This is a genomic window from Chryseobacterium indologenes (assembly GCF_001295265.1).
GTDB classification, from domain to species: domain Bacteria; phylum Bacteroidota; class Bacteroidia; order Flavobacteriales; family Weeksellaceae; genus Chryseobacterium; species Chryseobacterium indologenes_A.
Genome location: NZ_LJOD01000007.1, coordinates 203,693 through 226,345 on the forward strand (window position 1 = coordinate 203,693; position 22,653 = coordinate 226,345).

General features: G+C 36.0%; 42 protein-coding genes and 1 pseudogene. 32 read left to right on the forward strand and 11 right to left on the reverse strand.

Features of this window, described 5'->3' with window-relative positions:
- The first annotated feature begins 178 nt into the window (after nucleotides 1-178).
- Genes AOB46_RS12430 through AOB46_RS12440 form a run of 3 tightly spaced genes read left to right on the forward strand, consistent with a single transcriptional unit; the run spans nucleotide 179 to nucleotide 1,200 of the window.
- Nucleotides 179-466, forward strand: coding sequence for a hypothetical protein (locus tag AOB46_RS12430; RefSeq protein ID WP_062699747.1), 288 nt, complete (start codon nucleotides 179-181; stop codon nucleotides 464-466).
- Complete coding sequence (locus AOB46_RS12435; RefSeq protein WP_131724366.1) at nucleotides 423-965, forward strand: hypothetical protein; 543 nt, start codon at nucleotides 423-425, stop codon at nucleotides 963-965. Before AOB46_RS12430 ends, AOB46_RS12435 begins: the two co-directional genes overlap by 44 nt.
- Nucleotides 952-1,200, forward strand: a complete 249-nt coding sequence (locus AOB46_RS12440; protein WP_062699750.1) for a hypothetical protein — start codon at nucleotides 952-954, stop codon at nucleotides 1,198-1,200. Before AOB46_RS12435 ends, AOB46_RS12440 begins: the two co-directional genes overlap by 14 nt.
- Here AOB46_RS12440 and AOB46_RS12445 read toward each other — a convergent pair.
- Nucleotides 1,193-1,630: a hypothetical protein gene (locus AOB46_RS12445; protein WP_062699752.1), complete on the reverse strand. Its 438-nt coding sequence runs from the start codon at nucleotides 1,628-1,630 to the stop codon at nucleotides 1,193-1,195. The genes AOB46_RS12440 and AOB46_RS12445 overlap by 8 nt on opposite strands.
- Before the next feature lie 158 nt (nucleotides 1,631-1,788).
- Between AOB46_RS12445 and AOB46_RS12450 the strand changes: the two genes are divergently transcribed.
- The 13 genes from AOB46_RS12450 (at nucleotide 1,789) to AOB46_RS12495 (ending at nucleotide 7,540) form a co-directional block, all read left to right on the forward strand.
- Nucleotides 1,789-2,064 carry a hypothetical protein gene (locus AOB46_RS12450; protein ID WP_131724367.1) on the forward strand — a complete coding sequence of 92 codons (276 nt, stop codon included), beginning with the start codon at nucleotides 1,789-1,791 and terminating at the stop codon, nucleotides 2,062-2,064.
- 18 nt (nucleotides 2,065-2,082) lie between these two features.
- A complete protein-coding gene (locus tag AOB46_RS12455; protein WP_062699756.1) occupies nucleotides 2,083-2,403 on the forward strand; it encodes a hypothetical protein in 321 nt (106 codons plus the stop codon).
- Nucleotides 2,403-2,591, forward strand: a complete 189-nt coding sequence (locus AOB46_RS23645; protein ID WP_185113867.1) for a hypothetical protein — start codon at nucleotides 2,403-2,405, stop codon at nucleotides 2,589-2,591. The genes AOB46_RS12455 and AOB46_RS23645 overlap by 1 nt, the downstream gene beginning before the upstream one ends.
- A gap of 133 nt (nucleotides 2,592-2,724) precedes the next feature.
- A complete protein-coding gene (locus AOB46_RS12460; RefSeq protein ID WP_062699757.1) occupies nucleotides 2,725-2,904 on the forward strand; it encodes a hypothetical protein in 180 nt (59 codons plus the stop codon).
- 24 nt (nucleotides 2,905-2,928) lie between these two features.
- Entirely contained in the window at nucleotides 2,929-3,078 is a 150-nt protein-coding gene (locus tag AOB46_RS23385; RefSeq protein ID WP_157845059.1) for a hypothetical protein, read from the forward strand.
- Between the two features lie 3 nt (nucleotides 3,079-3,081).
- A complete protein-coding gene (locus AOB46_RS12465; RefSeq protein ID WP_062699759.1) occupies nucleotides 3,082-3,603 on the forward strand; it encodes a Rad52/Rad22 family DNA repair protein in 522 nt (173 codons plus the stop codon).
- Nucleotides 3,600-4,340, forward strand: coding sequence for a YqaJ viral recombinase family protein (locus AOB46_RS12470; RefSeq protein WP_062699761.1), 741 nt, complete (start codon nucleotides 3,600-3,602; stop codon nucleotides 4,338-4,340). The genes AOB46_RS12465 and AOB46_RS12470 overlap by 4 nt, the downstream gene beginning before the upstream one ends.
- Nucleotides 4,341-4,511: 171 nt before the next feature.
- On the forward strand, nucleotides 4,512-4,718 hold the full coding sequence (locus tag AOB46_RS23215; protein ID WP_131724368.1) for a hypothetical protein: 207 nt from the start codon (nucleotides 4,512-4,514) through the stop codon (nucleotides 4,716-4,718).
- A gap of 3 nt (nucleotides 4,719-4,721) precedes the next feature.
- Nucleotides 4,722-5,078 carry a hypothetical protein gene (locus AOB46_RS12475; protein WP_062699762.1) on the forward strand — a complete coding sequence of 119 codons (357 nt, stop codon included), beginning with the start codon at nucleotides 4,722-4,724 and terminating at the stop codon, nucleotides 5,076-5,078.
- On the forward strand, nucleotides 5,075-5,536 hold the full coding sequence (locus tag AOB46_RS12480) for a hypothetical protein (protein WP_062699764.1): 462 nt from the start codon (nucleotides 5,075-5,077) through the stop codon (nucleotides 5,534-5,536). Before AOB46_RS12475 ends, AOB46_RS12480 begins: the two co-directional genes overlap by 4 nt.
- A gap of 12 nt (nucleotides 5,537-5,548) precedes the next feature.
- On the forward strand, nucleotides 5,549-5,785 hold the full coding sequence (locus AOB46_RS12485) for a hypothetical protein (RefSeq protein WP_062699766.1): 237 nt from the start codon (nucleotides 5,549-5,551) through the stop codon (nucleotides 5,783-5,785).
- A 122-nt stretch (nucleotides 5,786-5,907) separates the two neighbouring features.
- The gene (locus AOB46_RS23650) at nucleotides 5,908-6,717 is read left to right on the forward strand and encodes a DUF6291 domain-containing protein (protein ID WP_062699768.1); all 810 of its coding nucleotides are present in this window, start codon (nucleotides 5,908-5,910) and stop codon (nucleotides 6,715-6,717) included.
- A complete protein-coding gene (locus AOB46_RS12495) occupies nucleotides 6,686-7,540 on the forward strand; it encodes a hypothetical protein (RefSeq protein WP_131724369.1) in 855 nt (284 codons plus the stop codon). The genes AOB46_RS23650 and AOB46_RS12495 overlap by 32 nt, the downstream gene beginning before the upstream one ends.
- Nucleotides 7,541-7,614: 74 nt before the next feature.
- Here the strand turns inward: AOB46_RS12495 and AOB46_RS12500 are convergent, their stop codons facing one another.
- The gene (locus AOB46_RS12500) at nucleotides 7,615-7,875 is read right to left on the reverse strand and encodes a helix-turn-helix domain-containing protein (protein ID WP_062699772.1); all 261 of its coding nucleotides are present in this window, start codon (nucleotides 7,873-7,875) and stop codon (nucleotides 7,615-7,617) included.
- Between the two features lie 159 nt (nucleotides 7,876-8,034).
- On the opposite strand from AOB46_RS12500, the gene AOB46_RS12505 reads away from it, so the two are divergent.
- The 15 genes from AOB46_RS12505 (at nucleotide 8,035) to AOB46_RS12570 (ending at nucleotide 14,186) form a co-directional block, all read left to right on the forward strand.
- Nucleotides 8,035-8,382: a hypothetical protein gene (locus AOB46_RS12505; RefSeq protein ID WP_062699774.1), complete on the forward strand. Its 348-nt coding sequence runs from the start codon at nucleotides 8,035-8,037 to the stop codon at nucleotides 8,380-8,382.
- Nucleotides 8,383-8,421: 39 nt separating this feature from the next.
- Nucleotides 8,422-8,832: a YopX family protein gene (locus tag AOB46_RS12510; protein ID WP_062699775.1), complete on the forward strand. Its 411-nt coding sequence runs from the start codon at nucleotides 8,422-8,424 to the stop codon at nucleotides 8,830-8,832.
- Between the two features lie 7 nt (nucleotides 8,833-8,839).
- Nucleotides 8,840-9,490 (forward strand): DNA cytosine methyltransferase, encoded by a 651-nt coding sequence (locus AOB46_RS12515; RefSeq protein WP_062699777.1) that lies wholly within the window; start codon nucleotides 8,840-8,842, stop codon nucleotides 9,488-9,490.
- A 52-nt stretch (nucleotides 9,491-9,542) separates the two neighbouring features.
- The gene (locus tag AOB46_RS12520; protein ID WP_062699779.1) at nucleotides 9,543-9,911 is read left to right on the forward strand and encodes a hypothetical protein; all 369 of its coding nucleotides are present in this window, start codon (nucleotides 9,543-9,545) and stop codon (nucleotides 9,909-9,911) included.
- A 58-nt stretch (nucleotides 9,912-9,969) separates the two neighbouring features.
- Complete coding sequence (locus AOB46_RS12525) at nucleotides 9,970-10,221, forward strand: hypothetical protein (protein ID WP_062699781.1); 252 nt, start codon at nucleotides 9,970-9,972, stop codon at nucleotides 10,219-10,221.
- Nucleotides 10,222-10,272: 51 nt separating this feature from the next.
- Nucleotides 10,273-10,629, forward strand: a complete 357-nt coding sequence (locus AOB46_RS12530; protein ID WP_062699783.1) for a hypothetical protein — start codon at nucleotides 10,273-10,275, stop codon at nucleotides 10,627-10,629.
- Nucleotides 10,626-10,961, forward strand: a complete 336-nt coding sequence (locus AOB46_RS12535) for a hypothetical protein (protein ID WP_062699785.1) — start codon at nucleotides 10,626-10,628, stop codon at nucleotides 10,959-10,961. Before AOB46_RS12530 ends, AOB46_RS12535 begins: the two co-directional genes overlap by 4 nt.
- 42 nt (nucleotides 10,962-11,003) lie before the next feature.
- Nucleotides 11,004-11,459, forward strand: a complete 456-nt coding sequence (locus AOB46_RS12540; protein ID WP_062699787.1) for a hypothetical protein — start codon at nucleotides 11,004-11,006, stop codon at nucleotides 11,457-11,459.
- Nucleotides 11,456-11,617 (forward strand): hypothetical protein, encoded by a 162-nt coding sequence (locus tag AOB46_RS23390; RefSeq protein WP_157845061.1) that lies wholly within the window; start codon nucleotides 11,456-11,458, stop codon nucleotides 11,615-11,617. Before AOB46_RS12540 ends, AOB46_RS23390 begins: the two co-directional genes overlap by 4 nt.
- Nucleotides 11,618-11,639: 22 nt before the next feature.
- Complete coding sequence (locus AOB46_RS12545) at nucleotides 11,640-12,239, forward strand: SprT-like domain-containing protein (protein WP_082377103.1); 600 nt, start codon at nucleotides 11,640-11,642, stop codon at nucleotides 12,237-12,239.
- 1 nt (nucleotide 12,240) lies between these two features.
- Nucleotides 12,241-12,468, forward strand: a complete 228-nt coding sequence (locus AOB46_RS12550; protein ID WP_062699791.1) for a hypothetical protein — start codon at nucleotides 12,241-12,243, stop codon at nucleotides 12,466-12,468.
- Between the two features lie 185 nt (nucleotides 12,469-12,653).
- A complete protein-coding gene (locus tag AOB46_RS12555) occupies nucleotides 12,654-12,980 on the forward strand; it encodes a hypothetical protein (RefSeq protein WP_062699793.1) in 327 nt (108 codons plus the stop codon).
- Complete coding sequence (locus AOB46_RS12560) at nucleotides 12,980-13,519, forward strand: hypothetical protein (RefSeq protein ID WP_062699795.1); 540 nt, start codon at nucleotides 12,980-12,982, stop codon at nucleotides 13,517-13,519. The genes AOB46_RS12555 and AOB46_RS12560 overlap by 1 nt, the downstream gene beginning before the upstream one ends.
- A gap of 2 nt (nucleotides 13,520-13,521) precedes the next feature.
- Nucleotides 13,522-13,701 carry a helix-turn-helix domain-containing protein gene (locus AOB46_RS12565; RefSeq protein ID WP_062699797.1) on the forward strand — a complete coding sequence of 60 codons (180 nt, stop codon included), beginning with the start codon at nucleotides 13,522-13,524 and terminating at the stop codon, nucleotides 13,699-13,701.
- A 17-nt stretch (nucleotides 13,702-13,718) separates the two neighbouring features.
- Nucleotides 13,719-14,186 carry a hypothetical protein gene (locus AOB46_RS12570; RefSeq protein WP_062699798.1) on the forward strand — a complete coding sequence of 156 codons (468 nt, stop codon included), beginning with the start codon at nucleotides 13,719-13,721 and terminating at the stop codon, nucleotides 14,184-14,186.
- 167 nt (nucleotides 14,187-14,353) lie between these two features.
- Here AOB46_RS12570 and AOB46_RS23855 read toward each other — a convergent pair whose 3' ends face one another.
- The 3 genes and pseudogenes from AOB46_RS23855 to AOB46_RS12580 form a co-directional block, all read right to left on the reverse strand.
- Complete coding sequence (locus AOB46_RS23855) at nucleotides 14,354-15,127, reverse strand: DUF4113 domain-containing protein (RefSeq protein ID WP_241489208.1); 774 nt, start codon at nucleotides 15,125-15,127, stop codon at nucleotides 14,354-14,356.
- 54 nt (nucleotides 15,128-15,181) lie between these two features.
- Nucleotides 15,182-15,610: pseudogene (locus tag AOB46_RS24095) on the reverse strand (SOS mutagenesis and repair protein UmuC); the annotation flags it as partial.
- On the reverse strand, nucleotides 15,607-16,080 hold the full coding sequence (locus tag AOB46_RS12580; RefSeq protein ID WP_062699802.1) for a LexA family protein: 474 nt from the start codon (nucleotides 16,078-16,080) through the stop codon (nucleotides 15,607-15,609). The gene AOB46_RS12580 and the pseudogene AOB46_RS24095, both read right to left, overlap by 4 nt.
- Nucleotides 16,081-16,392: 312 nt before the next feature.
- Here AOB46_RS12580 and AOB46_RS12585 point away from each other — a divergent pair, with 312 nt between their 5' ends.
- Nucleotides 16,393-17,202 carry a serine protease gene (locus tag AOB46_RS12585; RefSeq protein WP_062699805.1) on the forward strand — a complete coding sequence of 270 codons (810 nt, stop codon included), beginning with the start codon at nucleotides 16,393-16,395 and terminating at the stop codon, nucleotides 17,200-17,202.
- 35 nt (nucleotides 17,203-17,237) lie between these two features.
- Here AOB46_RS12585 and AOB46_RS12590 read toward each other — a convergent pair whose 3' ends face one another.
- The 6 genes from AOB46_RS12590 to AOB46_RS12615 form a co-directional block, all read right to left on the reverse strand.
- Nucleotides 17,238-17,732 (reverse strand): lysozyme, encoded by a 495-nt coding sequence (locus tag AOB46_RS12590; protein WP_062699807.1) that lies wholly within the window; start codon nucleotides 17,730-17,732, stop codon nucleotides 17,238-17,240.
- A gap of 246 nt (nucleotides 17,733-17,978) precedes the next feature.
- Nucleotides 17,979-18,548 carry a hypothetical protein gene (locus tag AOB46_RS12595; RefSeq protein WP_131724370.1) on the reverse strand — a complete coding sequence of 190 codons (570 nt, stop codon included), beginning with the start codon at nucleotides 18,546-18,548 and terminating at the stop codon, nucleotides 17,979-17,981.
- Nucleotides 18,511-19,062, reverse strand: a complete 552-nt coding sequence (locus AOB46_RS12600) for a phage holin family protein (protein WP_062699811.1) — start codon at nucleotides 19,060-19,062, stop codon at nucleotides 18,511-18,513. Before AOB46_RS12600 ends, AOB46_RS12595 begins: the two co-directional genes overlap by 38 nt.
- Nucleotides 19,063-19,072: 10 nt before the next feature.
- Nucleotides 19,073-21,784, reverse strand: a complete 2,712-nt coding sequence (locus AOB46_RS12605) for a hypothetical protein (RefSeq protein ID WP_082377106.1) — start codon at nucleotides 21,782-21,784, stop codon at nucleotides 19,073-19,075.
- A complete protein-coding gene (locus tag AOB46_RS12610; RefSeq protein ID WP_062699815.1) occupies nucleotides 21,777-22,046 on the reverse strand; it encodes a hypothetical protein in 270 nt (89 codons plus the stop codon). Before AOB46_RS12610 ends, AOB46_RS12605 begins: the two co-directional genes overlap by 8 nt.
- A 12-nt stretch (nucleotides 22,047-22,058) precedes the next feature.
- The coding region (locus AOB46_RS12615; protein WP_206542258.1) for a hypothetical protein at nucleotides 22,059-22,653 on the reverse strand (595 nt) is incomplete at its 5' end.

Sequence of the window (22,653 nt, forward strand, 5' to 3'; positions counted from 1 at the left end):
TACGGTTTCCCGTAATAATCTTTGTTTTGACTGATTATAAAATATGTTTTGAATATAAAATTTTTCATTGTCGAATGAATTATTTATTTATATTAGCATTTCGATACATAGTGAAATAATTTAATATTTTTGCCTCATTATTTGTTAATTTTGCAGCTAAACTTTTAATTAACAATTTATGAAAACAAGAATAATTTTATTCGCTATCGGAGCAAGTTCTTTGCTCTTATCGTGCTCCGGAGAAAGAGAAGAAGAAATCTCCAATCCTAATTATGTAAATAAAACAGATTTAAAACTAAAACCGCTGAGTAATTCAGAAAGCAAAACGGAGAGCGAGAATATTATTAGTGATTCTATTCGTTTTACACCTCCAGCAAATACTGCTGACGGCCCTGGATTACCGCCCGAAAACCCACCCTTAGATGGAGGAGACCCAAAAGACGTTCCTGTCCCGCCTAGGAGATAACAGGACAGTAAAGCATTTAAGACTACATTTAGATAAACACAGATTGACTTATCTAAAAACTATTGGCTCGTTAATAGTAATATTAGCGGGCTTTGTTCCATTTACTGACAATATTTGGTCTTGGATAGATCCAGCTTTTAATACAATGTTGGATGGAAGAGGTGTTAAATTAAGGTCAGATGTTTGGATTGAAAGCCTTTATGTGACTATAATATTATGTAGTGTAGGTCGTTTCATGAGAGCATACCACATTTGCTATTTCCTTCCAATTTACGCCTCTTTATATTCTTTGGCAATGTACGAACTTATGAGATACGGTTTTGAATTAGATCCAGATTGGTGGCATCGAATGGGATTTTTGATAATGCTATTACCAGTATTCTATGTTGGTTATAAACTATATGATTACGTTGGAGACCAAATTCTCAAAGATGATATTCAATGGAGGTCAATTGATCGAATAGCTAAACAAAACGATAAAACCTATGGAGAGAATTAATAGAGAACAAAGGGGTTTTATCAGGCAATTACACCATAGAAATGAATCTTTTTATGATAAAGGTCTAATTGAATTTGATGAATACATTTTTAACAATCATTTATTACTAAGACAAGTTAGGTATTCCTTGTTATCAAAAGAACAAAAAATTACTTTCTTTGAAGCCGTTACAGAAAGCTTTAACTTAGACAAGTTTAGGTTAAGTATAAAAATAGCTCAATTAGGCTTTAATTAATTGAGCTTTTCCTTTTATCTATAACACTATGGTCATCGGCCTTTAATTTGAAATGCCGTAAAATTGGAGCTAATGAAATCTCCATCATAAGACTTAAGTGATCTACCATATCTTTTAATTCTTCATTCTCTTCTCTCAATTCCATATTTTGCTTATGGATATAATTCAATTTTTCTTCTATAGGCAGTTTTTCAAAAACATATTTTTTTACATCATCCGATGATATAACGCTTTTTTCCCAACCATCTAATTCGGGATAAACTTTCTTTATCTTAAGCAAAGTTTCTTCAGGAATTGGGGTTTTGCTTATAGCTTGAGAAAACGCAGACTCACTTTTATAGCCTATTTTCAAAGCAAAATCTTTTTGATTCTCTACTTTCTGTAATACTTTCAAATGAGAAATAAATCGTTTTATCGAATTCTTATCCATTTTAATAGAAATTTTTCTTATTGATTATCAATCGTTTAGATATTAAAAATAAAGTTACTTTATTTTTTTCTTGTTTTAAAATAAAGTTTCTTTATCTTTGTAAAACAATTACAGAGTTACTGCTCTTAATTTTTAACAAAAATAACAAATATTACGCAATGGCTATAAAAATAGGTGAAACAATACCTCTTCTGCTGTCTGAGTATCTAAAAATGTTTACTACAAAAGATGACCGGGCAGACGTCAATAATGAGGTGAAAAATGTAAGTGTTTCTTCTTTAAGAGAACTTACATATAGAAATAACAGAGTAACTGAGGGCAATATAATTGGCCTTAAAGTTCTACTGATGAAGGCGGCCAAAAACGCTGACGACAAAATAAAGCAGGCTAAAGACTGCAAAAAAGAAGTAAAGAAAGTCATCGACTGTATTTAACAATCAAATTCTCAAATCATGCAAACAATCGTCTCAATACCAACACTCGAAAATCTGGCATTTCAAAGGTTAGAAAATGACAATTTCATTACCGGTGAGGTTGATTTTAACCCAACATACGGTGTGTATACTGGTTATTTGCAGATAACGCCTACTATTTACATCGACTTCACAGATTCGCATTTCTGTCTGGCTGACGAAGGTGAGAAGATAGCCGAGATCAGCCCCGAGTTAGAGAAAGCAGTTGAGAAATACCTACAGTACAACTACTCTACTTCTGAAGATGAAAGTGAGTACGATTATGCAGATATGAGAATAAAAATGCAAAAAGAATTCTGATGAAAACAGTTCTAAACATCTTAATAGCGACATCGGTATTAATAATGATGTCAGATTGTGAAGATAACGCAGGTAAAACTGCGGTGAACTACCAAAATACAATATTTGCCCTTGCCGGGTTAATTGTAACAGGTTTTTTGAGATTGTATTACCGTGAATTCATTGAATTTCTTACCAAACCACAATGAGACTAAAAAACAGATTTAAATACCGATTTATCTCACATGAAAAGTGGGTACAATGGTTTTCGGCTCGAGACTTCAGATCATCAGTTATCTGTACGCTGGCAAAATTTGAAAAACACAGATTAAAAAAATCAGCATGAAAAGTTTAAGCACAAAGATATTAGAGCAAATACCGATAGAACACATATACCGGTTTCTCGAACAAAAAAACGCTTCCAAAAAGCAAGATGGCGGTAGCAAGGTGGGACTATCTACCGCCAGCCGAAAGGCTAAAAATGATGCGCTGACAGCGATGGTAAGAGATTTAGCAAAATAATTAACTCAAAATAAAATTAACAACATGAAAAATTACAAAGAAACTTACCGCGGTTGGGTAATCGAATCCTATGGCACACAATTCAAATATTACCCGCAAAACAAGAAAAAAGAAATCGTTATCGGTGACAGCTTGCCGATGATCAGAAGACAAATCGACCACTTTAACGCATAATATATGGCAGATCCAAAAATGATAACCACGGCCGACATTAGCAAATCTAATGACCTGATATTATCTGTCGGCCAGCTGAACGGGGTGATTGGCAAAACACCTGAAAAAGCAAAGAAAATTCGACCTGCTAAAGGTGGCGGTACATGGACGTACGTGTCTGGTTCTTATATGAAAAAACAACTCAATATTCTGTTCGGCTGGAATTGGGATTTTGAGATCGTTTCAGAACAGATTTTAATTGAAGCTGCTGAAGTGGTTGTAAAAGGTAGATTGACGTGTAGATCGGGTGGCCAAACCATCGTAAAGATGCAGTACGGCAACAAAGATATTATTTTCAAAAGAGGCACTCAAACTCCTCTATCAATTGGTAATGATTTAAAAGCCGCTGCTACAGATGCATTAAAAAAATGTGCAGCAGAAATTGGAATTGCTCAGGACGTTTATGGACCTGAAGACTTCAAAGACGTTGAAGTAGTTGAAGAAATCCCAAATGGAAAGTCTAACGCTGAAAAAATGAAGTTATGATAAAGTATGCTGTATTTGATAATGAGCCGGATTGGCTGGCTTTCCGAGCAGAGTATTTCACAGCAAGTGAATCGTCAAAGCTGATAACAAGTGCTAAGGATAAAAACGAGGTTTTATCTGTTGGGGCCAAAACATACATAAGAAAATGCGCAGCTGCTGTACTGGCTCCGAATGATCCGCCTTATTACAATTCATCAATGGAACGTGGCAAAAATACTGAACCTGTTGCCGTTTTAAGTCTGGCAAAACATTTAGGCAGATCAGTTGACGATGATGATTTTATCTACACTTCTCAAAATGGCTTTGTTTTCTTCTATGATGATGAATATAATTTAGGTGGCACTCCGGATGTGATTATTAAAGGTATAAATAAGTCAGTCGAGATCAAATGCCCCAACTCTGACACACACTTGGAATATTTAATGATTTCTACTGCTGAAGAGGTAAAATCAAAAATGCCTGACTATTACGGACAGATGCAAACAAATATGTATTTAACTGGAACGAAAGAATGCATTTTCATGAGTTTCGATAACCGATTTTATAATGAAAATCTTCACGAGCATTACATCATTATTCCAAAAGACCCTGAGTACATAGAAAGATTATTGTTAAAAGCAAAACACGCAAAAGAATATAAAGAACAAATACTAAACATCATAAATAAAAATGCCAAGGTTGAACCAAGAAAGACAAAAGCAACTAGAGCCCGGAAGAGTTCAGTTCGCAGTCAATAAGATTCGGGCTTTAGGATTTGAGGTAATCATACAAAGCGACACTGCAATATCATTTGAGTTTAATGGCAGCACTGTGATATTATTCCCGTATTCCGGCTGGCACACTGGTAAAACCATAATAGACGGCAGAGGATTGAAGCACTTATTAAACCAGATAAAACATGAAAACTAATGACAATACTCCATCACCCTCAAAACGACCGACCTCCGAAGGTCTACGACAAAGAAGATCATCAGAATTATGCAAAGTGGTGTTTGATCTATCTACACAGAAACCCATCGAAATCCGAAATGGAAAGCACACGAAAGAATTTTACATACGACATGGATTATTATCTGTCTCTTCCGAATCCTAGTAAAAATATTGAAATACTATAAATCATGGCTAAAAAAGATATAACAATAACAAGAGACGTTAATCATATTTGTTCCCGCTCGCAAAAGAAAGTAGAACATGAAAAAGCACTTGAAGTGTTAGCAAAAGCAAAGCAAATCCCCAGAAAGGTAGTTTTCTTGAAGCAAGGCGAAAGTAAGTTTTCCAGAGAATTGACAAAACAAGAAGACACATCAGACATGCTCAGTAGCAAAGATGCAGCAGTTTACTTATGTCTTTCCTACAATGCTTTCACCCGCAGGCAATCAAAGAGTAAAATCCCCTGCGTGAAGAAAAACGGCAACAAAAAATATTTCAAAATCTCTGATCTTGATCATTTCCAAGCAAAATATACGAACCAATGAATAGTACAATAAAAATCAAAACGGGCAAATGCCTGGACTGTCCTTCCGATGCTCCGTATCGACCCTTGATCGCGAAAAGATGCCAGGCTCACTATAAAGCATATAGAATTAAGGTTAATTCTGAAAAGAGGCCAAAAGAGATTAAAATCAGAAAACCTATCCGTAAGGTTTCCAAAAAACAGGCAATAATTGACGCTAAATATATAGCAGCTAAAATACAATTTATGGGCAAAATAGAAAACAAAATTTGTCCAGTCACCGGACAAGAAACAACAGACGTCCATCATAAAATGGGCAGAATCGGATTTGCGGATCAATGGGCCAGAATAAACAACGTACCTCTTCTACTCGATTCCCGGTTTTGGCTGGCTGTTTCACGAGAAGGCCATCGTCAAATCGAAGAAAACCCAACATGGGCCAAAGAGATGGGATACTCTCTGAACAGATTAACCAATTAAAAACTTAAAACTATGTCAAATTACATTGCGATGTTCCAATACAGTAAGGACACTTTTTCAGTGATACATTCGCCTAATTTAATTCCAGAAATTAATGATACCGCTACTGTTTACCATAAAACACTGCTCCACAAACCAAACAGGACAGACAACAAACTCAATATTATTGAGATAATTGAAACCAGAGAACATAAAACAGATCCTGCTTCCTCAATTACGATTGTACGATGTGAAGCACAAGCAGATTAGTTGTTTTTTGAACGTTATTGAGCCCGGCAAGATGTGAAGATTGATAAAAAAGTCCGGAATTTCAAAAGAAAATACAGGTTGTAACCTGGTGAATACAGAATTACTACTAAAGCTATAGAAGGATGGAAAGAGACGGATTTGTTTTTTACCGTAGCTTCTATGAGGGAATTAAAGATCTGCCGAGAGATATTCAGGGAGAAGTGCTTACAGCCATAATGGAGTATGGCTTAAACGGAGTAACAACTGAAAATCTAAAGCCCGTAGCACGAGCTATATTTACTTTGATAAAACCTCAAATAGACGCTAATAACCAGAAGTTTATTAATGGTAAAAGTGGTGGAAGGCCACCAAAAGAAAAACCTAACCATAACCAAGAAGAAACCAAACCAAAACCAAAGCATAACCAAAGCATAACCAAACAGGAACCTAAAGAGAAAGTAAAAGTAAAAGATAAAGTAAAAGAAGAAAGTAAAAGTATTCCCCCTGAACCCCCAGATCAAGAATATTTATTTTCTGAAGAAAAAAAAGAAGTTGTAGAAGCAGTAAATGATTTGGTAAAATACTTTCATGATAACTGCTCACGCCTGCCAAAGGTTCAAGTAATTAGTAAGTCCAGAAAATCATCAATCAAAGCACGCATTAGTGATTATGGGTTGGAAAAGGTAAAAGAAGTATTAAAATCTGCGGGAGAATCTAATTTTCTTGCGGGCGAAAATCGAAACCAATGGACAGCAGATTTTGACTGGATTTTAAAGCCAACAAATTTTGTGAAAATTCTGGAAGGCAATTATAACAACAAAGATTTAAGCAATGGACAATCAAATAATTTTAACACAAACAACGGATCTGGCACAATCAGAGCAAGTGGAGGTAAGGTTGATGGGACAACCCAACTGCTTAATGGAGAAGTCCGTTATTTCGAAGCTACCTGAAATTGTGAAGAAAGAGGTGTTGTACCCTTCTGTAAAAGACAAGGTTTTCGGAATGGCAGAACGTGAGAAGATCAGTAGAAAGCTTATTGCTGCATTTCAGATGAGCTTCCCTAAACTTGAAGGAATTGTTTACGAAAACGGATTAAACCCCACGGAGGTGGCGATTTCCGAATTTGGAGCATATCTCCGGACATTTCCATATCACATAACAGGTGAAGAAATACTGGAGGCTTATCGAATGGCATCCCGTGGCGAACTTAGAGATTTTTTAGGGAATCAAATTCAGTTCTTTCCTACTCTATCAACTGCCCAAGCCGGTAAAATATTGATGGCTTACCAGGAATTCAAAGTACACAGCCAACAGCACACTCTTGGAATGCAGAAACTGAAAAGACTTATCAATCCGGAAATAGAAAGAACCCCGGAAGAAGCAAGAGCCGAAAAGCGGAAAAATTGGGAAGTACTGACCCGAGCCGTCAAAGAAAACAAGCCTTGCGAACGTGCTTTTTTGTTCTACGAACTGGTGTTGAAGAAAGGAGGACTAAGAAAGTTTGTGTCGGACCCGATTGCTCAGAAAATCGTCATTAAGAAGAAAATGTTTACCATCCTACAGGCTGAACGCATGAAAACAAAATCCGTGATGTTCAACCAATTTGAAATAAAGCACCTTTCAGAATACTTCCGAGACCCGAAAGAATTTCTGCACAAAAACGTAAATCATGCATTTGAAAGACTTCAGGCCATGGCTACTACCCTAGTGAAAAACGATTTAGTGTATAACTGGATAAAAAAAGAGATCAAAAAAAATGAAGCCCGAAATTAAAAGTATTATCAGGACTTACCAGCGAAACAGGGCAGAAAAATCAAATTATCTGCCGAAGCGACAAAAGGAGACTGTTAAGGTTTTGTATTCAAAAATCCGATGGACTTAAAATTACCTTTATCATCTTTAATAAAAAGCTCCTGTCCTTTCTCGTCAACTCCAGCAGGGAAAAGATCTCGAACCGGAACACCCAAAGCATCAGCGATAGAGTTCAATTTTGTTAATGTCGGGTTTTTCAAATTGTCTGTTAATGTACTTTTTGCAATACCCATTTTTTTAGCGAGTTCGGCTTGGGTCCAACCTCTTTGATTTAATAATGGTGATATATCTAGCATGAATATTCGATTTTAATAGCACAAAATTACCTATTAATAACATTCTGTTAGACTACACTAAAACATTTAACAAAATATTAACATATTATTTTTGTTCGATTAAAATAAAATCAAATACATTTGTCGTACGGTTATAGTCGAATTTTTAAATATAATAAAATGCTTATAGTGAAATTATCAATCGGCGAAATAGAACTAACTGAAGCCGATATAAAGGCCCTGAAGGTTCAAATAGACGATTATTTGTCGGGTACCGATGAAACGAAGTATAATCAATTAAAATGCTTGACTGCTGTAGAATTCTCTGAAGAGCTATCGAAGATGTCAGATGATGAATTGGTGAATTTTACGCGCATGCATGAAAGATTACTCGGACCGCCTCACTTAACAATAAAGTTTAGAACTGAGATATTCAGACGAAACGGTGTAGGTTACAAAAACGTTACTCGTTACCTAAGTGGTAAACAGAGAAACCTTTTGAACAAATTAGGCCTAAAAAACAGGTAAAACAACTGCCCCGTTTCGGTGGGGCCTAAAATCAAAATCATGAGAGAAATAAAATATAGAGGTTTCAGCCTCGGAAGCAGAAAATGGGTATATGGTTTTTACTACTCAACTGTTTTTAGTGAAGAATTTAAAAAAGAATTCAAGATAAAGAAAGATGTTGCACATTATATTTATAAGGGGCATGTCGATTCAAGTCCTAAAGAAGTTGATCCCTTAACAGTCGGCCAGTACACAGGCTTGAAGGACAAGAACGGAGTAGAGATATTTGAAGGTGACATTATGGGCAAAGGTGTATTAAGATGTGTAGTTGAACAGCAGCCGGATGGTGCTTATGTGCTTCGTTTTATAGACGCCAAAATGAAAGGTCAAATGATTTCAATTCTTGACCCCAAAGTATCAAACAGTGAAATTACTGGCAACATACACTCCAATCCGGAACTACTAAAATAACAGAGAAATGAAAATACTAAATCTATATGCCTGCTTAGGGGGTAACCGCTACAAATGGGGTGATGAGCATGAGATAACGGCCGTTGAGTTAGACCCCGAACTCGCAAGAATGTACCAGGAGCGATTTCCCAATGATACGGTTATAATTGCTGATGCTCATCAATATCTATTAGATCATTATAAAGATTTTGATTTTATCTGGAGTTCGCCACCATGCCCGACGCACTCAAGAGCTAGATATTGGAATGCGTCAAACTACGATACTGCAACTGAGCCTGTTTATCCCGACATGACTTTGTACCAAGAAATAATTTTTCTTCAACACTACTTCAAAACCGGTAAATGGGTTGTTGAAAATGTTATTCCATACTATGAGCCCTTGATACCAGCAAATAAAAGAGGTAGGCACTTGTATTGGACTAATTTAATACTGCCAACTAACTTACGAGATAGACGTTTTAAAATTTCCAATACAACAAAAGAGCTGCAGGAGCTTGAAAAATTTCACAACATAGATTTATCTAGCTATAATGGAAGTCAGCGTAAGGATAAAATAGCTCGAAATCTCGTCGATTATGAAGCAGGCAAAACAATACTTGATTGTGCTATCAACGCGATGCCAAAATACGAAATCAACAGTCTATTTGATTTAAAATAAACACGGAAGTCTGCACCGTTCTTTTGCAGGCGTAAAAATCAAAACATTTTCAATGAAAAAATTAATTTTCATCGGTGCTATGGCACTGACAATGTTGGCTGCATGCCAAAACGAAAACAATGAAGTATTCTCTACAGAGAAAACAGAAACTCAAAAAACAGCTTCTAAGACTGTTATAGACGATGCTGCTGTTCTCAATTCGGTTAAACCTTTATTAGAAGCTAACCAGCTAGCTAGAGGCAAAGCAGAGATTATGTGCCATACTGATTATTTAGCTGATAGCGGTTCGGCATGTGTGTATAACGAAGGCTATATGTTTCAGGTGACATGGGGCGTCGAATGGGTATACCAGCCAAGCACAGGACAATACATAGATCAGGTTGTGTGGCATTCAAACTCTGTCCACTCTTGTGGCTGTTAACCCCGGGCCCTTCGGGGCCTTTTAAAAAAATCACTAACAAACTAAAAAAATCAATAGAATGGAATTCAAAGGAACACCGGGCCAATGGCAAAGGAAGTTTATAGGCAGCGAACCTGAAATGATGATTGTTTCAGATCATATTGAAATAGCGTCCGTTAATCGATATAGAGAAGAATATAAAGCAAATGCTCAATTAATAGTCAAAGCCCCTGAAATGCTTGAAATGCTACGAAAGCTGTACGCAGAAGATTTATTGAAAGATAATGCTGATGACGTATTAAAATTAATCCAATCCGCCACCGAACTATAAAACGCGTCACCTTCTGACGCTTCAACAAATCAACTTTAAAGAAAAATAACAATGGAAAATACATTAGAAAATAAAGCAAAATTCTTCGCTCAATATTATAGCGTGCCTTGCATTCAGAATGACGAATGGATATGGAGAGAAAATGATGAGTTTGGGAAATTACCATCTGGTTGTGATATTACAGATTGTTATGCTAATTTAAAACCACTCACATTAATTACTGATGAAGATGCTTTTAGAATTGGATTCTGCAATAGAAAAATATTTTTAGCAACAAATACGAATCTATATATCTATCAAATTAATTCAGCTGATTTTCTCCGCTCAAAAGGCTACGCATTACCATGGATGGGACTGTCTGTTGAAAAACTAATTGAATACGGTTGGATTAAATTACGCGAATCATGAAAACCGTTGAGTTACAATTAAAGGAGAGGCTTCTTATTGTGGAGTTTCCAGAAAATGGATTTTCATTAGAAAAGAATATTAAGGCTTTCATTGATAGTCAAAAATATATCAATTCACAATTGGACATTAATGAAGAATTAGAAATGATCTGCTTAGGCTCAGAATTAACAGAGGAGATAGCAGTAGATCTTGTTGAGGAATCTAAGTACATGGATCTAGATGGTAATAGTGGGTATGTGGATTATAAAGTTTACCCTGACGGTCTTTTACTTAATCCTTTACATTCCTTCATTTCAGCCGTAGAAGCATCCGGCTACCATTGGAGATTATAATAAAATGAAAGCCTCAATAATTAATCCCGAAAATCTTATCAAATGAAACTACAACCAATGACAGATTTTTGTTTAGAAATTTTAAATGAAAATCCCCCTGGATATAATGAGACAGAAATGCTAACTAAAATTAGCAATTATGCAACGTTTTTAAAACAGCCTTTAACGCTTGGAATGTTTGTTACGGTTGATGAAAAAGGCGAGTATTGGGATTCTCCTACTTATTATGGAGGTTCGAATGCTATGATGAATGATTTTGAAATTGAAAAGTGGGATAAAGCTAAAGAGAAAGTACTGTTTGAAGGGTTTGCCATAGGAAAATCAAAAGTTGGATTAAAAATTAATCATTATATGCATAATTCACAAAAAGATATTATGATAGCTTATAAGATTAATAGTGATGATTGGGACTTCAACAGAGATTTAAAATGTGTAGAATGTTTGTGTAAATATGAACTTGAATTAACCCCTTCTGCTTTAAAACAAATAGAATCATGAAAGAACCACAAGAACTACGCTTAGGAAATTGGATTTACGATGATGATGGAATTTTATGTAAGATCATAGGATTTCAACCATTCGACCATGACAAAGAAATAAATCCTTTAGACTTCTTTATGCTTGGCTATTTCGTTGGTCGGGATTATCAGAAATAGTAAATTTACCAAAATAAAGTAAATGCAAAATCTACAATACATTAACAATATATTCAACTATTATAATACTTCTCTTTTTGAGAGAAAGCTGCCTGATGTTGTTTTCACTCTATCCAGAGATTCCAAGATGTCCGGAATGTTTTTGGCTGACCTGTGGAAAAAAGACGGAAAACAGGTACATGAAATTGCTTTGAATCCTGATTTTATAAATATTTATGATGTTGAATTTCACCAGGCGATTGTTCATGAAATGTGCCACTTGGAACAACATATTTTCGGCAAACCCGGCAAAAGTGGATATCACAATCTCGAATTTTCCCAGATTATGGAAAGGGTAGGACTTCAAACATCAGATACGGGAACTCCTGACGGCTTCAAAACTGGCCGTAGAATGTACGATTTTGTAATTGATGGTGGGCTATTCCAGAAAGCTTTTCAAAAGCTTCAGGAAACCGGATTTGAAGCCATGGAAGTTGTTCCAGTAAAAAAACAGAAAGTAAGTCGGGGCCGGTACTCCGGAAAGAGAAAAAAATATTCATGTACATGCGGGGTGAATGTATGGGGCAAAACAGGCCTTTCCCTTACGTGCACTGTTTGTCAAAAAAAACTAATTGAAAATTGATATGGAAGCAAAAGAATTGAGAATAGGAAATTTCATTAACTATCTACTATTTCCTAATATTCTAGATAGTGGCATTCAAGTGGTAGTATGTAGGATATCAGAATCTCATGTAACATTTATAGAAAATGGCGAAGAGAACACTTATGCTATTAATAATTTTATTCCTATCCCCTTAACCGAGGAATGGCTCATTAAATTTGGATACCATACTGAAAGAGTTAAATATTAAGTAATCAGCGGTTATATACTGCTGTTTTCTTATTTAGAAATAAATAATGTTAATTTTTGTTAAATTTAATTACACATATTGCGTAATTAAAAAATTAGATGTAATTTAGCATTAGAAAATGAGAGACAAACCAGCTCATTAAAATTTAAACCGAACCCCGATGCAGATAATAGTGGGTAAATATTATGAAAACTTTAAATAAGTATCAAATTTCTTGGGTAATTCTAACACCAAAAAAAGGCAATGCAACAAAAAGAGATCAGAAAATATTTAATAGTGTAGATCCTCTATTTTGTTTTTCTATTGGTGCATTTAATCAAAATTTACAGGCTCACTTCTCTACTAAAGAAAAGGCTCAACAGGCAGTTAAAAGCCTTAAAAAAGCAAATAAAGATTATACAGCAACTATAATTACAGATGCTCAATTTGGAAATATTGAGATTGATTATAAAACAAAAACGGTTAAAATTGCTTACACAGAAAAACAACTGACCGAATCAATATTAATTTAATGAACAAATACGAATTTTTCAACGAAGAAAAAAGCATAATCAGGCACAACTTAGTGCCTGAAATGCTTATAGAAGTTATTAAGCTACCTCGTGTTAACGATTATACATCTGTTGGACTTGGCTTTGATGATATTTTTGATGAAAAAATAATAAAAGGATGGCATTTTATTTTTAAGGTAATGAATGACGAAGATTTTGAAGATGTAGAGGATTTCTCGCATATCCGAAGTATTTTAAAACGTGCTGGCAAATGGTACCAAGCTAAAATAGTCGTGGGAGAAATTAAATTAGATAAATTTAAATCTGCAGCACCTACATTTGAAGATAATGAATTTAAATTGATAAGATCAGATTTGCCTGGCTTATGGCTTTTAGCCCATAAAGAAACTGCTATAATTATTGAGTTTGAAGAATATAATTTTAATGAAACTCAAAAAATATCTGAACTCACTTCTGTTAATTTAGATTTAATGAGTTATGCAAAGCTTATGCGTTTAGCTGGTGAATGGCTGGCATTAAATAACCCTGAAATTATTTAAAAATGAACGAAATTGAAAAGTTAATTTTGCTTTCAAATAAAAAAGGCAAAGAACTCGCCCCATTGTTAAGAACCACAGAGGCGAGAATATCTGAATATAAAAACGGTAAACGTGGAATTAGTGTTAGAAAATTAAGAGAATGGTGTAAAATACTTGAAATTGACATTAAAGAACTATTTTAACATGAAACCGTACAATTATGGACATTGATATAATTAGACATGATGATAGGCTTAATGCTCTATGGATCAATACAACAGATATAAGCCTTGCAAATAGAGTTGCTGAAGAATTTTTAAAAGGATTAGAAACAATAAACACTGAGTTTAAAATTTCATCATCTAATATTTGGAAAAAAGATGCTTCTATGACAAAGGTGGTTTATTCCAGATATATAAAAAAAGGAGGTCCAGAATGGCTGGAATTAGAGGCAATTCGCAGTAGAGAATATTCTTTGATAATAAAAAATAATTTAATAAATAAGATTGAAAAATTTAAAAATAGATTGGATATTATTGAAATTAAAATCTACGGACTTTCAATTGACAAGAGTAACAGAATTATAAATTTAAAAATTGGCGAGAGTTTAAATCTTAATTATTATAAAGAACATGAATTTGAAGGCGAAATATCTGATTTTGATTATACAATAACACGACTGTCTTAGAGATTCTAAAAATAAAACACCCCTGTTAATACAGGGGTATTTTTATTTAAAATATGACACCTTTATCTTTCAATTCCCTAATCTCCTTCTCTACAATTTCTTCTGTCAGATCTTCTTGAGATCAACTGTTTTATTACTGAATGAATAACTAATTCCAACATGCGCTTTTACGCTTTCAGAATAATTGAATCATAAAAGCTTGTAGAGTATTTGGGCGACAGGTGTTTTTGATCCATCTTCCAAGTCGTTTGAACATCCATAGACGCTAGTTTTACCTTCTGCTTACCCAGGCGGCTGTTCATTGCGTCCATTGCCTGCATGATTGGCGTGTGCTTGTCGTGTAGATCTTCATCAAACATGCTTGTCATTCTTTCGGTATCCGGAACGAAAGTTCCCACAATCACACCAGCTTTTCTATATTTAGGTCCAGAGATAAATATTTTATCCAGTGCTTTTTTAGCGTATTTTGAAATTTCGATGCTCGAATTACTCGGATTAGGAAGAGTAACTGTGAAAGAATCCGAATATTGGACCTGATTCTGTTTGAATCGGTCCGTTGTAATAAACACTGTTACGTGCCTGCAACATGATTTCTGTTCACGAAGTTTACGGGCGCACTCAGACGCAAAGGTGGAAACACGTTCATGCACGTAGTCGTATTCTGCATGGCCTGTATCGAAAGTTCGTGTGGTTGAAATGTTTTTTTTAGGTTCCGGAATACTCATTGTATATTGTGCCTCTCCCAGAAGTTCCTTTTTCATACGTACGCCAAGAATTCCCATTTCTTTGCGGAGGAAATCATCTGGGAATTGTGTGAAGTCCCAAGCAGTGTGAGCCCCATAATTTTTAAATCGATCATGATACCTGCGTCCGATTCCCCAGATGTCTTCCAGAGGAAACCATTTCAATGCAGCTTCCAGTTTTTTATGTGTGTCGATCATGTAAACAGATCCTGTCTTTTCTGGAAACTTTTTTGCTATTTTATTGGCGACTTTGGCCAGCGTTTTACTTGGGGCCATCCCGATACTGGTAGGCAAGTCCAAGCCTTTGAGTACATCTCTCCGAAGATTTACCATTCTCTGATGCTGATCTGAGTATCCATCAAGAAATAAAAATGATTCATCAATACTGTATACCTCAATATCGTTGCAGTATCGCCGGGTGATCTGTACCACTCTATTACTGATGTCGCCGTAAAGGACAAAGTTAGCAGAACACACAACCAGCCCGTGTGTTTTTTCAAGTTGCTTTATTTTGAAGTATGGTTCTCCCATAGGAATGCCGAGTGCCTTAGCTTCGTTGCTCCTGGCTATTGCACACCCGTCATTATTAGACAGAACAACTACCGGACGGTTCCGCCATCCGTAATTAAAAATACGCTCACAGGAAGCATAAAAGTTATTTCCGTCAATTAAAGCAATCATAATTTTCTCCAATTCTTAAATGTCCACGTAACGACACCCCAGAGAAAGAATTCCGTTTCATCTGTGATGTCAAAGTCTGAAAATTCAACATTGGCCGACTGCAGCTTCAGTTCTTTGATAGCATTCCCGGCACCGTACCGCGGTCGAAACCGCTTAATGAAAAACTGATTTTCAATAATTGCTGCTACAAGATCATTCGGACGGGCTTCGATACCTTTTTGTATCAAACACCAATCCTCATTAAGTATTCCTATATCTTTCAGCGAATCCCCGGAAATTCTTCCCGGAAAAGTAGTTTCTGCATCTTTAACCAATAGCTTTAAAAAATCGATACTTTCATCCGGAAAGTCAAGTGCAGCACTCGGAAACGCTCCATATCCTCCGGCATGCAAACGCTCTTCCAGTGGCTTTAATACAACAGGTTCCGCACTTTCCAATACAAATAACTCTAAATTTCCGGTACTTTTCATAACGCAAAATTATGAACATTTTGAACCAAAACAGAACAAACCAATGTTAAATTTTCATACCGCAAAGCAAAACCCTTTATGCGACAGAACTTGACGCAATAAAAAGTTATCCACAAAAAATTAGAAATTAAAAAAAGAATCGAAAGAAATACTACCTAAGAAACCCTATGATAAACTATCACAAGTGCAGTCGGGCGCATTTGAAAACTATCAAAATTGAAAATGGGACAAATTTAATAAAACAAAATAAATATTAATTACGGAAATCCGTTAATAACCTTACTGTCTTATTTGTATATTGCAGAAAAAAACATGTTACCTATATCTAAAGATAATTTAGCATACCCAATGTATGTTGAAATTAATCAATATTCTGGCACTGCCTTTTTAATGGAATACAAAAACCGTATATATTTGATTTCTGCAAAACACGTTTTTGTAAACATGGAAAATAACAAATTTCTAAGCCAAACTGTCCTAGTCAAATACTCAAAAAAAGAATTGAATTCCGATAACTATTTTCTAAGCAGCTTTACGATGGATATGGTTATATTAAGCAAAAATAGCAAAGTAATTTTTGATGAAAAAAACGACATAATCGCTATTGATATTTTTGAAAATGAAATGAGTCCAAAACATGCTAATTTTACCGAAGGAATAGTTGAAAGCAACCCTAGGCCTGGAGTTTTTTTTGTTGTACCAGGAGCTTCAATTTTAACAAGCAATTTAGTCCAAATTGGACATGACGTCGGCATATTTGGTTATCCAACTTCTTTACAAATACAAAATGACAAACAATTTGATTTTGATTTACCTTTAGTTAGAAAAGGAATGGTATCTCAAATATACAATGAAAAAGGCTACATAGTTTTAGACTGTCAAGTTCATCCTGGAAATAGTGGAGGCCCTGTTTTCCAATATACACAACATAGCCATGGTCTCATAAAACAATATCTAATCGGAATCCTTATTCAATTTATTCCTCATAATACTAAACTTCCAGTTAGTAATAACTATTATGGAACTATAACAAGTATTTATGATGCTAAAAATTCAGGGTATTCTGTCGCTGTAAACATGGATTATGTTATAGCTACTTTGGAGAGATTTAATCGACAATAACTAATAATAATCCCCACGTCTGAGGTGGGGATTATTTATTTAGAGAAAAACAAATCTGCTTCAGCTTTTCTTCTGCGAACCAGCCCGTTAAGTTTTACTCCTTGTGCAGTAATATACTTTGTAAGAAACCAATCCCGGATTGACGCTCTTGGCGCACGGTCATTGACAAGCTTAAAAAGCCCATCAGATCCGCCTGTATTATAGGTGTGAGAAACTAAAGCATCAAACTGATTTTGAGTAATTGGAATATTTATTTTCTTAGCAACAATATTTTCGTAAACAGCCAGATCCTGACGTAGTGCGTCCTCTGCTTCCTTCTCGGTGTGTATCGTAGCTCTTTTTTCTGCTACAGCTTTATTTCCGGCTCCTTTTAAAAAGTTGCCTTTATCATCTCTCATTGCCCGGCCGTATCCTTCTGTCCATATTCCTACTGGGTCCATCTTTGGCTGCAAACCCGGTTTTTTCAAATCGCCATCGTGCAGGCTCTCAAATTCTTTTATAAGGTCAATCCCTTTTTGTGATGTTCTCATTTCTTAAGTTCTTTTGTAAAATCTTCTAAACTCTTTTTAAATCCTTTTTCGCAGCAAAAGGAAATGAGATTTCCTTTAATATCCGCAGTGAATAATTTATTATCACATTCAGATTCAAACACTTGTACAACCTTATTTTTTTTCCTAAATAATTTCATTTCTTTAATTTTTCGTCAATTAGTATTTTAGCGCAGAAACCAGTTCCGGCACCTAATAAGTAAAGAGTTATTTTGAAAAGCGTTTCGATCATTTTTTGAAGTATTTATATATTCCAAAAATTATAATTCCCACAGATCCCAAAACAACCAAAACAACCCACCATCCAGCCTGAAATCCTTTTGCTTTTATGTCGTTGGTTTTCTTTTCAACTTCAGCAGCAACTGCCTTGATCGTTTCTTTTGAAACAGCGGTCTTGGCTAAGTCTTGAATTATGTTTGTTTTTTCTTCGCTGGAAGATTCTTTTTTGTCTTCGGTTGACTTTCGATAATGGTTATTGATATAGTAGTCAGCCGTGCCGCGGATTACTATACTTTGCAATGTGTCTGGTCCTATGATATTATGAAAGATCAGCGGGTTTAGTGTATCGGATTTTCCCCGAATCACAATATCGCCAGAGAAGTCTTCCAGCTTCTTTTTGATTATTTGATCCGATATTTTCTTTGTGGATTCTTTCAATACTTTCTCCTTGACTGAATCCAGCTGAACACGTTCAATTTCTGTTTGCTCCTCCCGGGAAAAAAACGTAGTTTTATGCTTTGTACGGCATCCCATCAGAATGCTACTCAGTATGATTACTATCATTATTTTCGCTTTCATCGTTCTTATTTTTAAGGTTTAAATCTCTGATGTCTAAAGTCTTGTTGAACTTTTCAAATTTCTTCAGAAAAGCCAGCGGTGGGAATTTCCCATCAGTTATAATTCCGATATTCACCAAGGCATTGCCTGCTGGATAAATGAAAATCATAATCTTACTTGCAACCTTGAAATAAACGCTATCCAAATCGGCATCAGAAATTATCTGAATGAATGCTTCAGTTAGAAAGTAAACAAGAATTACGAGCCCTATTTTCTGGCAGAATCCGGTTACCATTTTTTTAGGAGAAAATGTATTAAGCTTCATATGCTTCCATATCCCGGCTGCCAAATCTGCAATCAAAGCAAATCCCAAAACGAAAATAAATACGTAGGATTCAATATACCAACCCGTAAGACGCTCTGATATGGTTAACCCTACAGCTGGAACCGCAGCCAACTGAAATGATGCCCAGATTTTACCACCAATCCCGCCAGAATGTATGGACAGGAGATTTTTTATTATAAATTCTTTCATTGTTATACTTTTAACTACTTGTTATTCCAGTGAATATTCCATTAATGAAATTCAAATATGATGGCGTTGCTGTTCCGTCGGAAAATTTTACTTTAGCTGTCACCCCGATACTGCCGGCTACTCTAATATTTCCATTGGCGATATCTAATGCAAGGTTGTCTGTGCCGTTGGCCGCACTCAATAATAGACAGGTATGAAATGTTCCGTCTGACTTCTCGTCTCTTATGGTTAGCATAGGCGCTCCGGTTGTGCCGACAATTTGAACAAACTTTTTATTTGCGGATGTGTAGTCGCCTGTGACAAACCATCCCTGTGGAGATTCTAATCCGTTAGAGGAAATTGTAAAGTAATTATTGCCCGCAGTGTTGCCAAAGGTTCCCTGTTGTGCATTAATTGTTCCAGTAAACGTGCCAGAAGTTGCGGTTATCACGCCTTTAATATCAGCGTTTTCCGCAATCATTTTTCCGTTATGCTGCACCCGGAAAGGAGCTGTATTTCTGTTTGCATAATCTTTCCCTGCTCCGAATCGTATACTCGTTCCGGTGATGTCTCCCGCATCTGTTGTACTGGAGATAAACGCGTTTTTTGTTGTAGCGTCGCCAACTTCGATGACCTGAGACATCAGTAGCCCTCCATTAATCGATGTAAACCCATCTGATCCGGTTAGAAATTTGATTTTTCCTTTAATTTCTCCCGTATCCAGATTAAACTGTGTTTGCGAATCCAAAGAAGAAATAATTCCGGTTCTGATTAGTCCGCCGTTTATGGTTGTTGTACCAACGGTGATTGATAATACTCGCACGTTTTCCACTACAGAATGAAGCACACCGATAAGAAAATAATAATCATTAGCATCAGAATCGAACTTTATTTGTTCCTGCGTGAAGACAATTGAGCCGGTCTGATCGGTTTTGGAACATTTCCCATAAACATATCTGAACTGATCATCTGGAATCGTTTCTACAACTTCCGGAATATTCCATTCTTTGTCCATTGTCTGCGAGTAGATGATTCCCGGATTGATTTTTATTTTATTCTTATCGTTTTCAAACATTACATAGAAAACAACACTGCAGCTTATTTGCTGGGAACGGGCGCCAACAGAAATCATGTTTGTTTCAATAGAGTTCGGTCGTATGTTCTCTGGGAGAAAATAATCATCCGTGTCAAAGACGAGATTCTTCAGTTCCTCGGTTGTTTTCAATCCCAGTTTTGAATAATTGATCTGTCCTAGATTGGTAATTGACATTACATTCTTGATCTCTTTAATATCCAGAACCAGCTGTGAAGCGTAATTTATCTCATATGAATCAGCTATAACAATCTTAGTCCGGAACGGATTATAATCCCCCCCTTGGATGAAGTCTGTTGTAATTTGATTTACACGCAGAACCTTGTCAATTCCTAAATCTGAATCATACACACCTATATAGTCTCCTATATCAAAACGGCCGATTCCGATTTTTTCCATATAGGTCGGATCGACATTGAGATCATAAGAAACTTTAGCATTCTTATTTAATTCAAATTGTTCAATCCCCTTCTGTAAAAGTTCGTTTTCGGCATTATCTATATATGTTTTAGGCATTACAATATCAAGCAGCACATATTCGTCACCAACAGCAAATTGAAATGCTGCAGAAGCTTCGTCCGGGAAACTCTGTCCCTGGTCATTTTTGAAAGGAATGATTTCAAATGATTTTGTAGCATGGTTATACCCGCCCTTTTTGATCTCGAATTCATATCCAGCCAGATTACCAGTATTAAAATGTACTTTCGCAGAAGTTCCAGCAATCAGATATTTAGTCGTTACTCCATCGGATTCCTTTTCATTAAGATCAAAGTCCATGGTAGAATCCGAAAACTTGAACTTTGTGTCACCTAAAGAAGTTATTTTGCCTGTTCTTTTTGGGGAAATTTCATCAAAGGTTATGGAGCCTTCTTTTAAGCCGAAAGAAGCGATCGATCCCGCGTCCTCCAAGTTATCAGCTCCCGGAAGCTTCAAACGCTTACTGAAGTTTCTGTATTCATTAGGAATATTGTTCGTTCCTCCGAAAACGTACAGGCGATTGATAATGTCATTATCATCAACATTGCTTCGCGTTAATGAATATAGCCCCTTACCTTTACCGTACTCAAACTTTATTGGAACTTTTTTGCCATAGTCTCCGGTGTGAATTACATATTTTCCATTTTCGTATTTAACCCAAAAATCGGTCTTGAATTCTGAGCAGATCTTCTGCAGGGCCGACAGACATGTATCATCCCCGAATGTTATTGTTTTAGTTTCGCCGTTGGTAAAGTTTCCAATTTCCCAATTGGTAGAGAAGCGCTGCATATTGTTTTTCAATGCCAACAGGAAAACTTCAATATTTCCAATCAAAGGAAACTCCAGGTCTGGACCGAAACCAGTGGCATCAGCGTTGAAGTATTTACAACGAAGCAGGTCAAACATAAGGCCTTGCGCTGTTATGTTGTATTCATACTCCCTTTCTGATTTTTTTGTACAGCCTGGCAAAACATTGATGCGATAAACAGAGCCGAACACAATAAAATAATCATTGATTCTAATGTCTAGGACTTCACAAGAGTTCATCTTAATCGTTAATGCGTCATCAGATAGCAGAACACGATTTAATGTAGCCGAATCCACAGAACGTTTCCCTCGCTCAATCAAGTTGAACAAGGGTGTGCCGCTTCTATATAGTACGATTTTATTCATTGGTTGTTACCTCTACTTCTTGATTATCATGAATAACTTTCAGGACCTCATTCACAGAATGAAAGCCAGCATAGTAAAATTGTTGGTCTCCGTTGGCGTTCTCTTCAATTCTGACAGCCCGTGCTCGGCTAATATCTCCATAGAATATAACACGGTAAACATTTATGTCTCCTTCTTTTACGACTGAGTAAGTTCCACCATTTACAATGGTTTCGACCTTATCGTTTAGTCTCTCCTTAATTATTAATAAAATTTCTTCCATTATTATAATTATTTAAACATATTGAGCCGTTTTGTAAATACCTCCGGATTCTTCAACGTGAGTATTAACCCGGACGAATCCGGAAACACGAGTTTCTCCAGTGTTTTGAGTTCTTACCCCTGTAGTTGATCCCAGTATTCTCGTTGACCCAGATAATAAAAGCTTACATCCGTTATTAATAATGTTGTTGGCTGAAGTATTGCCCGCATTGCCTACCATTGTATTATTGATAACTATAACGCCATTTGAATTTGAAACCTGAAGGAATGGCCCCATCAGAGTTTCAGACCAGCAGTTTTCAAAAGTAATATCTACTCCTTCACCTCCTGGGCTTAATCTTGTTGCTCTTACTCCTCCTGTATTTGTGTTGCCAGTGGTTCCACATCTTTCAAAGTTGCAAGATCTAAAAGTTAGGTTAGCGGCTCGATCAATATCAACGGCCAATCCTGGAATTCTTTGAAAATAAACAAAGTTGTACTGATTAAGATTTGCCTGCATATACCCCGCTGCACTTTGATCGCTTGTAAGAATATTAAAGCCAGCATCCTGAACATCACAATAATCAAATGTATGCCCCATAACGCCAGTTAGTCGAACAGACCAAACT

Bases quoted from the DNA above. Each gene is read 5' to 3' on its own strand.
- AOB46_RS12430 (WP_062699747.1), top strand. From the start codon at position 179: ATGAAAACAAGAATAATTTTATTCGCTATCGGAGCAAGTTCTTTGCTC.
- AOB46_RS12435 (WP_131724366.1), top strand. From the start codon at position 423: ATGGAGGAGACCCAAAAGACGTTCCTGTCCCGCCTAGGAGATAACAGG.
- AOB46_RS12440 (WP_062699750.1), top strand. From the start codon at position 952: ATGGAGAGAATTAATAGAGAACAAAGGGGTTTTATCAGGCAATTACAC.
- AOB46_RS12445 (WP_062699752.1), bottom strand. From the start codon at position 1,630: ATGGATAAGAATTCGATAAAACGATTTATTTCTCATTTGAAAGTATTA.
- AOB46_RS12450 (WP_131724367.1), top strand. From the start codon at position 1,789: ATGGCTATAAAAATAGGTGAAACAATACCTCTTCTGCTGTCTGAGTAT.
- AOB46_RS12455 (WP_062699756.1), top strand. From the start codon at position 2,083: ATGCAAACAATCGTCTCAATACCAACACTCGAAAATCTGGCATTTCAA.
- AOB46_RS23645 (WP_185113867.1), top strand. From the start codon at position 2,403: ATGAAAACAGTTCTAAACATCTTAATAGCGACATCGGTATTAATAATG.
- AOB46_RS12460 (WP_062699757.1), top strand. From the start codon at position 2,725: ATGAAAAGTTTAAGCACAAAGATATTAGAGCAAATACCGATAGAACAC.
- AOB46_RS23385 (WP_157845059.1), top strand. From the start codon at position 2,929: ATGAAAAATTACAAAGAAACTTACCGCGGTTGGGTAATCGAATCCTAT.
- AOB46_RS12465 (WP_062699759.1), top strand. From the start codon at position 3,082: ATGGCAGATCCAAAAATGATAACCACGGCCGACATTAGCAAATCTAAT.
- AOB46_RS12470 (WP_062699761.1), top strand. From the start codon at position 3,600: ATGATAAAGTATGCTGTATTTGATAATGAGCCGGATTGGCTGGCTTTC.
- AOB46_RS23215 (WP_131724368.1), top strand. From the start codon at position 4,512: ATGACAATACTCCATCACCCTCAAAACGACCGACCTCCGAAGGTCTAC.
- AOB46_RS12475 (WP_062699762.1), top strand. From the start codon at position 4,722: ATGGCTAAAAAAGATATAACAATAACAAGAGACGTTAATCATATTTGT.
- AOB46_RS12480 (WP_062699764.1), top strand. From the start codon at position 5,075: ATGAATAGTACAATAAAAATCAAAACGGGCAAATGCCTGGACTGTCCT.
- AOB46_RS12485 (WP_062699766.1), top strand. From the start codon at position 5,549: ATGTCAAATTACATTGCGATGTTCCAATACAGTAAGGACACTTTTTCA.
- AOB46_RS23650 (WP_062699768.1), top strand. From the start codon at position 5,908: ATGGAAAGAGACGGATTTGTTTTTTACCGTAGCTTCTATGAGGGAATT.
- AOB46_RS12495 (WP_131724369.1), top strand. From the start codon at position 6,686: ATGGAGAAGTCCGTTATTTCGAAGCTACCTGAAATTGTGAAGAAAGAG.
- AOB46_RS12500 (WP_062699772.1), bottom strand. From the start codon at position 7,875: ATGCTAGATATATCACCATTATTAAATCAAAGAGGTTGGACCCAAGCC.
- AOB46_RS12505 (WP_062699774.1), top strand. From the start codon at position 8,035: ATGCTTATAGTGAAATTATCAATCGGCGAAATAGAACTAACTGAAGCC.
- AOB46_RS12510 (WP_062699775.1), top strand. From the start codon at position 8,422: ATGAGAGAAATAAAATATAGAGGTTTCAGCCTCGGAAGCAGAAAATGG.
- AOB46_RS12515 (WP_062699777.1), top strand. From the start codon at position 8,840: ATGAAAATACTAAATCTATATGCCTGCTTAGGGGGTAACCGCTACAAA.
- AOB46_RS12520 (WP_062699779.1), top strand. From the start codon at position 9,543: ATGAAAAAATTAATTTTCATCGGTGCTATGGCACTGACAATGTTGGCT.
- AOB46_RS12525 (WP_062699781.1), top strand. From the start codon at position 9,970: ATGGAATTCAAAGGAACACCGGGCCAATGGCAAAGGAAGTTTATAGGC.
- AOB46_RS12530 (WP_062699783.1), top strand. From the start codon at position 10,273: ATGGAAAATACATTAGAAAATAAAGCAAAATTCTTCGCTCAATATTAT.
- AOB46_RS12535 (WP_062699785.1), top strand. From the start codon at position 10,626: ATGAAAACCGTTGAGTTACAATTAAAGGAGAGGCTTCTTATTGTGGAG.
- AOB46_RS12540 (WP_062699787.1), top strand. From the start codon at position 11,004: ATGAAACTACAACCAATGACAGATTTTTGTTTAGAAATTTTAAATGAA.
- AOB46_RS23390 (WP_157845061.1), top strand. From the start codon at position 11,456: ATGAAAGAACCACAAGAACTACGCTTAGGAAATTGGATTTACGATGAT.
- AOB46_RS12545 (WP_082377103.1), top strand. From the start codon at position 11,640: ATGCAAAATCTACAATACATTAACAATATATTCAACTATTATAATACT.
- AOB46_RS12550 (WP_062699791.1), top strand. From the start codon at position 12,241: ATGGAAGCAAAAGAATTGAGAATAGGAAATTTCATTAACTATCTACTA.
- AOB46_RS12555 (WP_062699793.1), top strand. From the start codon at position 12,654: ATGAAAACTTTAAATAAGTATCAAATTTCTTGGGTAATTCTAACACCA.
- AOB46_RS12560 (WP_062699795.1), top strand. From the start codon at position 12,980: ATGAACAAATACGAATTTTTCAACGAAGAAAAAAGCATAATCAGGCAC.
- AOB46_RS12565 (WP_062699797.1), top strand. From the start codon at position 13,522: ATGAACGAAATTGAAAAGTTAATTTTGCTTTCAAATAAAAAAGGCAAA.
- AOB46_RS12570 (WP_062699798.1), top strand. From the start codon at position 13,719: ATGGACATTGATATAATTAGACATGATGATAGGCTTAATGCTCTATGG.
- AOB46_RS23855 (WP_241489208.1), bottom strand. From the start codon at position 15,127: ATGATCGACACACATAAAAAACTGGAAGCTGCATTGAAATGGTTTCCT.
- AOB46_RS12580 (WP_062699802.1), bottom strand. From the start codon at position 16,080: ATGAAAAGTACCGGAAATTTAGAGTTATTTGTATTGGAAAGTGCGGAA.
- AOB46_RS12585 (WP_062699805.1), top strand. From the start codon at position 16,393: ATGTTACCTATATCTAAAGATAATTTAGCATACCCAATGTATGTTGAA.
- AOB46_RS12590 (WP_062699807.1), bottom strand. From the start codon at position 17,732: ATGAGAACATCACAAAAAGGGATTGACCTTATAAAAGAATTTGAGAGC.
- AOB46_RS12595 (WP_131724370.1), bottom strand. From the start codon at position 18,548: ATGAAAGCGAAAATAATGATAGTAATCATACTGAGTAGCATTCTGATG.
- AOB46_RS12600 (WP_062699811.1), bottom strand. From the start codon at position 19,062: ATGAAAGAATTTATAATAAAAAATCTCCTGTCCATACATTCTGGCGGG.
- AOB46_RS12605 (WP_082377106.1), bottom strand. From the start codon at position 21,784: ATGAATAAAATCGTACTATATAGAAGCGGCACACCCTTGTTCAACTTG.
- AOB46_RS12610 (WP_062699815.1), bottom strand. From the start codon at position 22,046: ATGGAAGAAATTTTATTAATAATTAAGGAGAGACTAAACGATAAGGTC.